This window comes from Micromonospora echinofusca, assembly GCF_017614955.1.
GTDB lineage: Bacteria > Actinomycetota > Actinomycetes > Mycobacteriales > Micromonosporaceae > Micromonospora > Micromonospora echinofusca_A.
Window position 1 is genome coordinate 1 of sequence record NZ_WVUH01000227.1, and the last position, 12,102, is coordinate 12,102.

Sequence of the window (12,102 nt, forward strand, 5' to 3'; positions counted from 1 at the left end):
CCACCAGGGCCGCCGCGCCGCTCGCCTCGATCAGCGCCTGCTCCGGGGCGATCGCGTGCACCGGACGTTCGGTGACGGTCAGCTCCGGGTGCCGCTCCCGGACCGTGGCCGCCGCCTCGGCGAGCAGCCGGACCGACTCGGCCTGGAACGCGGCCTGGAACTCCTCGAACACCTCCGGCGGCCAGACCGCGCCCGGCACCGGGCTCACCAGCTGCCGCGAACCGTCCACCGACCAGGCGTGCACCAGCACCAGTTCGGTGCCGCGCCGGGCGGCCTCGTCGGCGGCGTACCCGACCGCGAGTGACGCCGCCTCCGAACCGTCCACCCCGACCAGCACCGGCCCGTCGACCGGGACCGACCCCTCGGCCGGGCGGACCACCAGCACCGGGCAGTGCCCGTGGCTGGCCACCTGGGTACTGACCGAGCCGAGCAGCAGCCCGGCGAAACCACCGAGCCCCCGGCTGCCGACCACCACCAGCTCCGCCCGCTTGGACTCCTCCACCAGGGTCGCCCCGGGGCCGCCGGCCACCTGGCGTACCTCGACCGTCAGCCCCGGCCACCGCTCGCGCAGCTCGGCGGCGGCCTGCTCCAGCATCTTCTGCGCCTCCTCGTTGGGCGCGGGCAACCCGACGTCGTACGGGTTGATCGGAATGCCGTACCCGAGCGGATGCAGGTAACCGTGCACCAGGTGCAGCGGACGGGAGCGCAACGTTGCCGCCTGCGCCGCGTGTTCGGCGGCGACCAGGCTGGCCGGCGATCCGTCGACGCCGGCGACGACCGGTCGGTTCATGGTTCTCTCCAGGGTGTGTGGTTCCGGCAGTGGTCGGACGGTGCGGTGGGCGGACGGTCGGGGCGGGTTCGGCCGCTCAGTGCGAACCGGTCGGCCGGACCACCACCACCGGGCAGTGTGCCTGGTGCAGCACGGCATGACTGACCGAACCGAGCAGCATCCCGGCCAGCCCGCCGTGGCCCCGCGCCCCGACCACCACCAGTTGCGCCTCGGCGGACTCCTGCACCAGTACCCGCTTCGGTGCGCCCCGGACCAGCCGCTGCTCCACCGTCAGTTGCGGGTACCGCTCCGCCAGGCCGGCCACCGCCTCGGCGAGTACCCGCTCCTCCTCCGACCGGAGGGCGTCGACGTCGTAGACCAGCGGCAGGACGTCACCGGGCCCCACCGGCGCCGGATTGAGCCAGGCGTGTACGGCCACCAGCCGGGTCTGCCGGCGGGCCGCCTCCTCGGCGGCGAACGCCACGGCCAGCTCGGAAAGCTCCGAGCCGTCCACCCCGACCACCACCGGACCGTCGGTCCGCTCCTCGCCCCGCACCACCAGCACCGGCCCGTCGGCGTACTCGGCGACCTGGGTCGAGGTGGAACCGAGCAGCAGGCCACCGAAGCCGCCGAGCCCCCGGTTGCCGAGCACGGTCAGCGCCGCGTCGCGGGCCGCAGCGAGCAGCACCGGCGTTGACGCCCCGTCGACCACCTCACCGGTCACCGTCAGCCCGGGAACCGCCTTCTCCGCCTCGGCGACCGCCTCCGCGACGATCCGCTCCGCCTGGTTGCGCAGCCCGCCCTCGGGCGGACCGAAGGCGGACGGACCCAGCGGCACGTTCATCAGCGGCCAGATGAAGGCGTGCACCACCTTGAGGGGCCGTTGCCGCAGCGCCGCCTCCCGGGCAGCGAGCCGGACCGCGTCCAGGGCCGTAGTCGAACCGTCCACGCCGACCACGACCGGGGCGCCGGTGTTGCTGTTCATGACCTGCTCCTTTCGGTGTCTCCAGCATGCGTCGCCGAACCGCTGTTGATCAAATGCGCGTCCGGTTCCGGTTCCCGCTCCGGGCCGGCTCCGCGACGGAACCGGCGCGTCAGGACCAGCACCAGCCCGGGCAGGACGCTGACCAGGGCGCAGCCGAGCAGCTCGGCGGCCGTCAACGCCTCGGTGCCGAGCAGGTGCCGCAACGGCGGCAGCAGCACCCCGGCCAGTTGCAGTGCCGCCGACAACGCCACCGCGGCCAGCAGCGCCCGGTTGCCCCCGGTCGCCCCCGCCGGGCGCGGTGCGCGTACCGCCAACGCCACGCCGAGCTGCGCCAACCCGAGGACGACGAAGACCATCGACTGCCACGGGCGGTCGAACCGGGCGGCGACCACCCCGGCCGCCAGCACCACGGCGGCGATCAGACCGCCGGTGAGCAGGATGTCCCGGGCCAGCCCGGCGCCGAGCACCGACTCCTGCGGCGACCGGGGCGGCCGACGCAGCGTGCCCTCCTCGGCCGGTTCGGCACCCAGCGCCACCCCGGGCAGGCCGTGGGTGAGCAGGTTCACCCAGAGGATCTGCGCCGGCAGCAGCGGCACCGGCAACCCGAACAGCGGGCCCAGCAGCATCACCGCCACCTCGGCGACCCCACCGGCGAGCGCGTACCGCAGGAACCGGCGGATGTTGTCGTAGATCCGGCGTCCCTCGCCGATCGCGGCGGCCACGGTACCCAGGTTGTCGTCGACGAGCACCAGGTCGGCGGCCTGCCGGGCGACCTCGGTGCCCCCGCCCATCGCCACCCCGATGTCGGCCCGGCGCAGGGCCGGGGCGTCGTTCACCCCGTCACCGGTCATCGCCACCACGTGACCGCGCGACTGCAACGCCGCGATGATGTCCAGCTTCTGTTCCGGCTGGGTACGGGCGAAGACCCGGGCGGTGTCGGCGTGCTCCGGGACGGCCGCGCCGTCACCGTGCACCACCGGGTCCCCGTCCCGCCACAGCCCGAGCCGCCCGGCGATCGCGGTGGCCGTGGCCGGGTGGTCCCCGGTGATCAGGACCAGCCGGACCCCGGCGTCGTCGAAGTGCCCGGCGATCACCGGCGCGCCCTCCCGCAGCGGGTCACCGACCCCGACCAGCCCGACCGGCCGCAACCCGACCGGCGCCGCCGGGTCGGGAGCCTGCCCGGTCAGCGCGGTCGCCACGGCCAGCACCCGCAGCCCCTGGGCGGCCAGTTCCTGCGCCCGGACCCGCCACCGGGCCAGTTCCTCGTCGGTGGCCTCCACCACCGGCGCGACCAGGACGTTCTCCGGGGCGCCCTTGCAGACCACCAGGTACCCGCCGGCGCAGGCCCGGTGCACCGTGGTCATCCGCCGGTTGGCCTGGTCGAACGGATGCTCGGCGACCCGGGGCCAGGCGGCCCGGGTGGCCGTCGGGTCGAGCCCGCAGCGGGCCGCGAACGCCAGCAGCCCGGCCTCCAGCGGATCACCGACCGCACCCCACCCGGGTCGGTCGTCGTCCGGCGGGGTCAACGCGGCGTCGTTGCAGAGCAGCACCGCCCGTGCCAACCGGCGCAGCTCGTCCGGGACGACCGGGGTACCCCCCTGCGGGGCGTCGGCCCGGCGGACCTCGCCCTGCGGGTCGTACCCGACCCCGGTGACCGCCCACCGCACGTCGTCGGCGGTGACCGCCTGCTGCACCGCCATCCGGCCCTCGGTCAGGGTGCCGGTCTTGTCCGAGGCGATCACCGTCACCGAGCCGAGGGTCTCCACCGCGTGCAGCCGGCGAGGGATCGCCCGGGACGCGGCCATCCGACGGGCACCGAGCGCCAACGCCAGCGTCACCACCGCCGGCAGGGACTCCGGTACCGCCGCCACCACCAGGCTGACCGCGGTCACCGCCATCTCCACCACCGGCTGCCCACCGAGCACACCGATGGTGAACACCAGCGCGGAGAGCGTCACGGCGGCGAGGCCCAGCACCCGGCCCAGCCCCGACAACCGGCGTTGCAGCGGGGTCGGGCCGGGGCGGGTGCTGCCGACCAGGGCGGTGATCCGGCCCAGGGCGCTGTCCGCGCCGGTGCGCCGCACCGTCCCGGTACCCCGGCCGGTGGTCACCACCGTGCCGGCCGCGGCCTCGTCACCGGTGTCCCGGCCCACCGGCACCGACTCGCCGGTCAGCGCCGACTCGTCGAGCTGGAGCCGGCTGGCGTCGGTGAGCAGCAGGTCGGCGGGGACCACGTCACCGGCCTCGATCCGGACCAGGTCGTCGCGGACCAGTTCGGCGGCGGGTACCACCAGGTCGACCCCGTCCCGGACCACCCGGGCGGTCGGCGCGGCCAACCCGTCCAGCGCGGCGATCGCCCGGTCGGCCCGGATCTCCTGGACCACCCCGATCACCGTGTTGACCAGCACCACCAGCACGATCACCGCGGTGTCCGGGTAGTCGCCGAGCACGGTGGTCACCACGGCGGCGGCGAGCAGCAGCGCCACCAGGGGGTCGGTGAGCTGGCGCAGGACCCGCACCGCCAGGTGCCGGCGGACCGGGGCGCTGACCGCGTTGGGCCCGTCGACCCGCAACCGCGCGGCGGCCTCGGCGGCGCTCAGCCCCGCCGGCCGGACGAGGGTGTCAGTGTCCACCGGTACGCCCGCCCCCGATCCCTGCCTGCCAGCCGATCACCGTTACCTCCGTTCCCGGCGGAACCGTTACACCCCGTCGTGCCGGTCCTACGCCCCTCCGCTCCCAGTCTGCCCGCGTCCCGGTGTCCCGGGCAGGGCCGTCGCACCCGCCCGATCCGGGACCAACGGCCCTGACGGTGCCGGCTCCGGCGCGGTCGGATGGAGGCAGGACACACCGACAGGGAGGTCGAGATGTCCACCATGATGAAGCTGCGGGGCACCGCCACCGCACCGTTCGACTGGCCGAACCTCTCCTGGTTCCCGCTGCTCGGGCCGAGCATCCGGGTCGAGGAGTACCGCGAGGGCGACCGGTACGTCGTCCGGGCCGAGCTGCCCGGTGTCGACCCGACGAAGGACGTGCGGATCACCGTGACCGAGGGCACCCTCCGGTTGGACGTGGTGCGTAAGGAGTCCCACGCCGACCCCGGTCACTCGGAGTTCCACTACGGCACGTTCTCCCGGGTCGTCCCGCTGCCGGCGGGCCTGCGGGAGGAGACCCTCACCGCCCGGTACACCGACGGCATCCTGGAGATCACCGCGACCGTCGGTGAGCTGCCACAGACCGTCCGCGAGGTCCCGGTGACCGTCGACGCGGGCAAGCAGGACCCCGGCCGGGGCGGCAAGGTTCCCGAGCCGGGCAGGAAACACTGAGATGAGCGGTGGGGTCCGGCGCGGGGGTGCCGGACCCCACCGGTCGGAAAGGCCGCCGCCGGTGACCACGCTGGATCTGCTCCGTACCCATCCGTTCCTCGTCGGGCTGCCCGAGCCGTGGCTGGCCCGCCTGGCCGCGCACGCCCGTCCGGTGGTGCGGCACCCCGGCACCCGGCTGTTCCGCGCCGACCGGCCCGCCGAGCGGTTCTGGTTGCTGCGCGACGGGCAGGTCGGGCTGGACTTCCCGGTGCCGCACCGTGGCGACGTGCAGATCGACCTGATCGGCCCCGGCCAGGTCCTCGGCTGGTCCTGGCTGCGTCCGCCGTACCGGTGGCAGTTCGGTGCGGTCGCCACCGACCGGACCGTCGCGATCGAGTTCGACGCGGCGGCCGTACGGCGGCTGATCACGGCCGACGACGCGTTCGGCCGGCAGTTCACCGAGCGGTTCATGGGTGTGGCGCTGGAGCGTCTCCAGGCCACCCGGATCCGCCTGCTCGACCTGTACGCCTACCCGGTGCACGCATCCGGGGTCGACCCGGTCCGGTAGCCTGGCCTGCCGCCCGGCGGGCCGGCACCGTTTGCTGGACCACCGCCGTTCAGTGGACCGTGAGCCCGTGCGCGGCGAACTGACCGCGTACCCGGGCCAGCAGCGCCGCGTCCGGCGGCGCGGTGTCCGCCAGCGGGAACGACAACCCCAGCTCGGTGTACTTGTGCGCGCCGAGCCGGTGGAACGGCAGCACCTCCACCCGCTGCACGGTGGCCAACCCGGCCACGAACGACGCGATCCCGGCCACGTTCGCCTCGTCGTCGGTGAGCCCCGGCACCAGCACGAACCGGATCCACACCGGGGTGCCGCGGTCGGCCAGCCGACGCGCGAAGCGCAGCGTCGGCGTGACCCGGCCGGTCCGGGTCACCCGCCGGTACGTCGCCGGATCCCACGACTTGATGTCGAGCAGCACCAGGTCGGTGGCGTCCAGCAGCGCGTCGTCGGCCCGGTCACCGAGGAAACCCGAGGTGTCCAGGGCGGTGTGCAGCCCGTCGGCGTGGCAGCGGCGCAGCACCTCCCCGGTGAACGCCGGCTGCATCAGCGGCTCACCGCCGCTGATGGTCACCCCACCACCGGCCACCGTGACGAACCGCCGGTACTTCGCCACCTCGGCCATCAACTGGTCGACGGTGTGCTCCCGTCCGCTGCGCCGGTACCAGGTGTCCGGGCTGTGGCAGAACCGGCAGCGCAGCGGGCAGCCGGCGAGGAACGCCACGAACCGGGTACCCGGGCCGTCCACCCCGGTCGACAGGTCGTACGAGTGTACGGCGCCGACGAGCGGCCGGCCGTCGGCCGCACCCGGTGGGGTACGGCCGGCGGCCGGCAGCGGGCCGGTCACAGCGCACCGTGGAAGGTGCGCGAGATCACGTCCCGCTGCTGTTCCGGGGTGAGCCGGACGAAGTTCACCGCGTACCCGGAGACCCGGATGGTGAGCTGCGGGTACCGCTCCGGGTGCGCCATCGCGTCGGTCAGGGTGGCCCGGTCCAGCACGTTCACGTTGAGGTGGAAACCACCCGCGTCGGTGTACCCGTCGAGTACCCCGACCAGGTTGCCGATCTGCTCGTCCCGGGTCCGGCCCAACCCGTCCGGGGTGACCGTGCTGGTCAACGAGATCCCGTCCCGGGCCAGGTCGTACGGCAGCTTCGCCACCGACAGCGCGGCGGCGACCAGCCCGTGGGTGTCCCGGCCGTTCATCGGGTTCGCCCCCGGCGCGAACGGTTCGCCGGCCCGCCGCCCGTCCGGGGTGTTGCCGGTGTGCCGGCCGTACACCACGTTCGAGGTGATGGTCAGCACCGACAGGGTGTGCTCGGCGTTGCGGTAGGCGCGCTGCCGGCGCAGCTTCGCCAGGAACGTCCCCACCAGCCAGACCGCGATCTCGTCGACCCGGTCGTCGTTGTTGCCGAAGCAGGGGAAGTCCCCCTCGACCAGGTAGTCGGTGGCCAGGCCGGTCTCGTCGCGCAGCACCTTCACCCGGGCGTGCTTGATCGCCGAGAGGCTGTCCACCGCCACCGACAGTCCGGCGATCCCGGTGGCCAGGAAGCGGTGCACCGGGTAGTCGTGCAGCGCCATCTCCAGCCGCTCGTAGGCGTACCGGTCGTGCATCGTGTGGATGACGTTCAGCGCGCTCACGTACGTCGCGGCCAGCCAGTCCAGCATCCGGTCGTACGCGTCGAGCACCTCGGCGTAGTCGAGCACCTCCCCGCCGACCGCCGGCATCGGCGGGCTGACCTGGTCGCCGGTCAGCTCGTCCCGGCCGCCGTTGATCGCGTACAGCAGTGCCTTGGCGAGGTTGGCCCGCGCCCCGAAGAACTGCATGTCCTTGCCGACCCGCATCGCCGACACGCAGCAGGCGATCGCCGCGTCGTCGTCGAAGCGGGGGCGGATCAGCTCGTCGTTCTCGTACTGGATGGCGCTGGTGTCCAGCGACACCTGGGCGCAGAACCGTTTGAACCCCTCGGGCAGCCGGGGCGACCAGAGCACGGTCAGGTTCGGCTCTGGCGCCGGACCCAGGTTGTAGAGGGTCTGGAGGTACCGGAAACTGGTCCGGGTGACCAGTGGCCGGCCGTCGTTGCCCATCCCGCCGATGCTCTCGGTCACCCAGGTCGGGTCGCCGGAGAAGAGCTGGTCGTACTCGGGGGTGCGCAGGAACCGGACGATTCGCAACTTGATCACGAAGTCGTCGACCAGTTCCTGCGCGTCGATCTCGGTCAGCCGCCCCTCGGCCAGGTCCCGCTCCAGGTAGACGTCGACGAACCCGGCGGTACGCCCCAGCGACATCGCCGCGCCGTTCTGCTCCTTCGTGGCGGCCAGGTAGGCGAAGTACAGCCACTGGATCGCCTCCCGGGCGGTGCCGGCCGGGCCGGAGATGTCGTACCCGTAGCCGGCGGCCATCTCCTTCAGCTCACCGAGGGCCCGGATCTGCTCGGCCAGTTCCTCCCGGTCCCGGATCACCGCGTCGGTCGACGGCTGCGTGTCGAGCGCCACCCGGTGCGCCCGCCGCTCGGCCACCAGCCGGTCCACCCCGTAGAGCGCCACCCGGCGGTAGTCGCCGATGATCCGGCCCCGCCCGTACGCGTCGGGCAGCCCGGTGATGATGTGCGAGCGCCGGGCGGCCAGCACGTCGGCCGGGTACGCGTCGAAGACCGCGTCGTTGTGCGTCTTGCGGTACCGGGTGAAGATCTGCCGCACCGTCGGGTCCAGCTCGTAGCCGTACGCCTTCAGCGCGGTCTCCACCATCCGCAGCCCACCGGCCGGCATGATGGCCCGGCGCAGCGGCGCGTCGGTCTGCAGACCGACGATCAGTTCCCGGTCCCGGTCGATGTACCCGGGCCGGTGGGCGGTGATGCCGGACGGGGTGGCGGCGTCCACGTCGTAGACGCCCCGGCGGCGTTCCTCGACGAACATCTGCCGCAGCAGTCCCCAGACCTCCAGCGTGCGGCAGGTGGCGCCGGTGAGGAACGACGCGTCACCGGTGTACGGCCGGTGGTTGTGCCGGATGAAGTCCGCCACGTCGATGGTGTCCTGCCAGGCGCCGCCGCTGAAGCCGCGCCACGGGTCCACCACGGTTCGGGTGCCGGTCATGGTGTCGTCCTTCCGGGGGTCAGGTCGCCGGGCCGAGGTCAGGGCTGGAGCACCAGTCGGGCGGTCACCCGGCTGGCCAGGACGTCGGCGATCGCGTCGTTGATCTCGTCGAGCTTGCGGACCTCGTGGACCACCCGGGTCCGGCCGGCCGCGTGCAGGCGGAACACCTCGGCCAGGTCGGCGCGGGTACCGACGATCGAGCCGAGCACGGTGATGCCCTTGAGGACGGTCTCGAAGACCGGTAGGGGCACGGTGTTCTCCTTCGGCAGCGAGACCAGCACCAGCCGGCCGCCGCGCCGCAGGCAGGCGTGCGCCTGGGCGATCACCCGGGGGCTGGCGGCCAGGACGATCGCCACGTCCACGCCACCGAGACCGGTGATCTCCTCGACCGGGTCGGTGGTGGCGGCGTCGACCAGGTGGGTCGCGCCGAGCGACCGGGCCAGTTCCAGCTTCTCGGCGGTGACGTCGACCGCGACGGTCTCCCCACCGAAGAGTTGCGCGTACTGCTGGGCGAGGTGCCCCAGCCCGCCGATGCCGAAGATCGCCACCCGCTCGCCGGGGCGTACCGCCGCGACCTTGACCGCCTTGTAGGTGGTGACACCGGCGCAGGTCAGCGGGGCGGCCTCGACCGGGTCGACGCCGTCGGGCACCCGCACGACGTACCGGGCGGCGGCCACCGCGTACTCGGCGTGCCCGCCGTCGATGGCGTACCCGGTGTTGCGCTGCGACTCGCAGAGCGTCTCCCAACCGCTGACGCAGTAGTCGCAGGTGCCGCAGGCCCAGCCGAGCCACGGGATGGCCACCCGGTCGCCGACGGCGTGTTCGGTGACACCGGGGCCGACCCGCTCGACGATGCCGACGCCCTCGTGCCCGGGGACGAACGGCGGGGTCGGCTTGACCGGCCAGTCGCCCCGCGCGGCGTGGATGTCGGTGTGGCAGAGGCCGCTGGCCTCGATCCGGACCAGCACCTCACCGGGGCCGGGCTCCGGGACGGGCCGCTCCTGCACCTCGAGCGGCTGGTCGAACGCGGTGACGACGGTGGCGCGCATCGGGGGCCTCCCTTTCCGTTGCTGTCTGCACCATCAGCGTCGTCCGGTTGCCGGTCCGTCGGCAGGGGCACAAGCCCGCACCGACCCGGGACCTCCGGCCCGGGTCCCGGGTCGGGCTCCACCGCTGACGTCCGTCCACCGCTGACGTCCGTCCATCGCTGACGTCCGTCCACCGTCGGTTTCCGTCCACCGTCGGGTACTGGTCCGACCGGCGGCCCGGTCCACTACCGACCGTGATGCCGGCTCGCCCTGTCCGGCCACCACATTCGCCCTTTGCTCTGCTTCACTCCCGGCAACACCAGCGTCGGCCTGCGGGTCTGCGGTCCTGAGCAGACAAAGCGGAACAAGCGCGCCACTACGCTCCGTCAGGATCGCGGGGGCGTAAGGCCAGGTGTTGCCGGGACTGAAGCAGAGCAAAGCGTCCGATCGGGCCTGTCCGGGGCCCGCCGCGACCAACCCGACCGTCCCGGTCGCCGGAGCACGGCGGTGCCGCGCCGGACCATCGGCCCGGCGCGGCACCCGTGCGGTCCAGCCCCGGTTCAGCGCTGCACGACCAGCCGGTCGGCCCGCAGCAGCCGGGCCCACCACGGGCGGGCGGCCCGGGGCGCCGAGGTGGGCAGCCCCCGCAGGCTCACCCAGCCGCCCGGCCCCATGGTGAGCGCGCCGATCGCCGGCGGGCGGCGCCGCCCGACCGCCACGGCGCCGGCCACCAGGGCGGCCACGGTGAGCGCACCGGCTGCGGCGGCGAGCACCTGGTCGGCGTTGACCACCGGCCGGTACCGCAGCCGGTCGCCGGAGAGCAGGAACGCCCCGACCGGGCGTCCCTGCCGGGTCACCGGCACCACCGCCGCCGGCCGGGTGCCGGGCAGGGCCAGCACCGGACCGAAGGCGGCCTCCGCCGGCGCCCCGACGTCGACGGCGTCGACCGGAGCCGGCGCCCGGACCGGAGCGGGAGCCGCCGGCAGGGCAGCACCCGCACCCGGAGCGGGTGCAGCGCCCGCACCCGGGAGTGGCACGGCGCCCGGGACAGGCGCCGGAGCCGGGCCGGTCGCGTTCAGGATGGCGATCATCTCTGGTACCCCCTAACGGGTTTCGGACGTGTCCGTCGCGCTGACCGCGGCCCGACCCGCGGCCAGCCGGGCAACCGGGATCCGGTACGGCGAGCAGGACACGTAGTCCAGTCCCGCCCCGGCGAAGAACGCCACCGAGTCGGGGTCCCCGCCGTGCTCCCCGCAGACCCCCACGGTCAGGTCCGGCCGGGTGGCCCGACCCTCGGCGACCGCCCACCGGACCAGTCGACCCACCCCGCGTTCGTCGATCGTCTCGAACGGCGACACCGGCAGGATCCCCGCCGACAGGTACCCGGGCAGGAACGATCCCTCCACGTCGTCCCGGGAGAACGCCCAGGTGGTCTGGGTCAGGTCGTTGGTACCGAAGGAGAAGAACTCCGCCTCGGCGGCGATCTCCCCGGCGGTCAGCGCGGCCCGGGGCACCTCGATCATCGTGCCGACCGGGATCACCGGGGCGTCGGCCACGGTGGCCAGGACCGCCTCCGCCTCGGCACGTACCGTGGCCAGTTCCCGCGCGTCCCCGACCAGCGGCACCATGATCTCCGGCCGGGGGTCCCCACCGGCGCGGACCCGCCGGGCGGCGGCCTCGGCGACCGCGCGGACCTGCATGGCGAACAGCCCCGGCACCGCCAGGCCCAGCCGCACGCCGCGTAGCCCGAGCATCGGGTTCGTCTCGTGCATCCGGCGCACCGCGGCCAGCAGCGTCGCGTCCCGGCCCGGGTCGACCCCGAGTGCCTCGGCGCGGGCCACCCGCGCGGTCAGCTCCGGCAACGGGGGCAGGAACTCGTGCAGTGGCGGATCGAGCAACCGGATGGTCACCGGCAGCCCGTCCATCTCGGTGAGGATCGCCTCGAAGTCGGCGCGTTGCAGCGGCAGCAGCGCGTCCAGCGCGGCGGTCACCTCGGTCGGGTCGTCCGCCAGGATCAGCCGCTCCAGCAGCACCCGCCGGTCACCGAGGAACATGTGCTCGGTGCGGCAGAGCCCGATCCCCGCCGCGCCGAGCCGGCGGGCCAGGGCGGCGTCGGCGGCGTTGTCCGCGTTGGCCCGGACCCCGAGCCGGCGGACCGCGTCGGCGTGGCCGAGCAGCCGGTGCACCGCCCCGACCAGCTGGTCCTCGGTCGGCGCCAGCTCACCGGCCAGGTACCGGCTCACCGGCGAAGGCTGCACCGGCACCGCACCGGCGTGCACCTCGCCGGTCGTCCCGTCGATGGAGATCACCTCCCCGGCCCGCACGACCCGCCCGCCGACGGTGAACTCGCCCCGCTCGGTGTCGACGAC

10 protein-coding genes are annotated in these 12,102 nt (G+C 74.2%); 2 read left to right on the forward strand and 8 right to left on the reverse strand.

Annotated features, from left to right (window positions below; genetic code table 11):
* From GSF22_RS22645 to GSF22_RS22655, 3 genes are all read right to left on the reverse strand, one after another.
* Positions 1 to 790: universal stress protein (locus tag GSF22_RS22645; RefSeq protein ID WP_208815748.1), on the reverse strand; the 790-nt coding region annotated here is incomplete at its 3' end.
* Between the two features lie 76 nt (positions 791 to 866).
* A complete protein-coding gene (locus GSF22_RS22650) occupies positions 867 to 1,754 on the reverse strand; it encodes a universal stress protein (protein WP_208815749.1) in 888 nt (295 codons plus the stop codon).
* Complete coding sequence (locus tag GSF22_RS22655; protein WP_208815750.1) at positions 1,751 to 4,387, reverse strand: cation-translocating P-type ATPase; 2,637 nt, start codon at positions 4,385 to 4,387, stop codon at positions 1,751 to 1,753. The genes GSF22_RS22650 and GSF22_RS22655 overlap by 4 nt, the downstream gene beginning before the upstream one ends.
* Before the next feature lie 231 nt (positions 4,388 to 4,618).
* Here GSF22_RS22655 and GSF22_RS22660 point away from each other — a divergent pair, with 231 nt between their 5' ends.
* Positions 4,619 to 5,077 carry an Hsp20/alpha crystallin family protein gene (locus tag GSF22_RS22660; protein ID WP_208815751.1) on the forward strand — a complete coding sequence of 153 codons (459 nt, stop codon included), beginning with the start codon at positions 4,619 to 4,621 and terminating at the stop codon, positions 5,075 to 5,077.
* Positions 5,078 to 5,138: 61 nt separating this feature from the next.
* Positions 5,139 to 5,624 carry a cyclic nucleotide-binding domain-containing protein gene (locus GSF22_RS22665; protein WP_208815752.1) on the forward strand — a complete coding sequence of 162 codons (486 nt, stop codon included), beginning with the start codon at positions 5,139 to 5,141 and terminating at the stop codon, positions 5,622 to 5,624.
* A 49-nt stretch (positions 5,625 to 5,673) separates the two neighbouring features.
* Here GSF22_RS22665 and pflA read toward each other — a convergent pair whose 3' ends face one another.
* The 5 genes from pflA to GSF22_RS22690 all read right to left on the reverse strand — a co-directional run.
* On the reverse strand, positions 5,674 to 6,462 hold the full coding sequence (pflA, locus tag GSF22_RS22670) for a pyruvate formate-lyase-activating protein (protein WP_307804224.1): 789 nt from the start codon (positions 6,460 to 6,462) through the stop codon (positions 5,674 to 5,676).
* Entirely contained in the window at positions 6,459 to 8,705 is a 2,247-nt protein-coding gene (gene pflB, locus GSF22_RS22675) for a formate C-acetyltransferase (RefSeq protein ID WP_208815753.1), read from the reverse strand. Before pflB ends, pflA begins: the two co-directional genes overlap by 4 nt.
* 38 nt (positions 8,706 to 8,743) lie before the next feature.
* Positions 8,744 to 9,754 carry an alcohol dehydrogenase catalytic domain-containing protein gene (locus GSF22_RS22680; RefSeq protein WP_208815754.1) on the reverse strand — a complete coding sequence of 337 codons (1,011 nt, stop codon included), beginning with the start codon at positions 9,752 to 9,754 and terminating at the stop codon, positions 8,744 to 8,746.
* A 539-nt stretch (positions 9,755 to 10,293) separates the two neighbouring features.
* A complete protein-coding gene (locus tag GSF22_RS22685; protein ID WP_208815755.1) occupies positions 10,294 to 10,824 on the reverse strand; it encodes a hypothetical protein in 531 nt (176 codons plus the stop codon).
* Positions 10,825 to 10,836: 12 nt separating this feature from the next.
* Positions 10,837 to 12,102 (reverse strand): putative PEP-binding protein (locus GSF22_RS22690; protein WP_307804227.1); only part of this gene is annotated, 1,266 nt, incomplete at its 5' end.

Excerpts from the sequence above, each read along its gene's own strand:
- GSF22_RS22660 (WP_208815751.1), top strand. The coding sequence starts at position 4,619 with ATGTCCACCATGATGAAGCTGCGGGGCACCGCCACCGCACCGTTCGAC.
- pflB (WP_208815753.1), bottom strand. The coding sequence starts at position 8,705 with ATGACCGGCACCCGAACCGTGGTGGACCCGTGGCGCGGCTTCAGCGGC.
- GSF22_RS22680 (WP_208815754.1), bottom strand. The coding sequence starts at position 9,754 with ATGCGCGCCACCGTCGTCACCGCGTTCGACCAGCCGCTCGAGGTGCAG.
- GSF22_RS22685 (WP_208815755.1), bottom strand. The coding sequence starts at position 10,824 with ATGATCGCCATCCTGAACGCGACCGGCCCGGCTCCGGCGCCTGTCCCG.
- GSF22_RS22650 (WP_208815749.1), bottom strand. The coding sequence starts at position 1,754 with ATGAACAGCAACACCGGCGCCCCGGTCGTGGTCGGCGTGGACGGTTCG.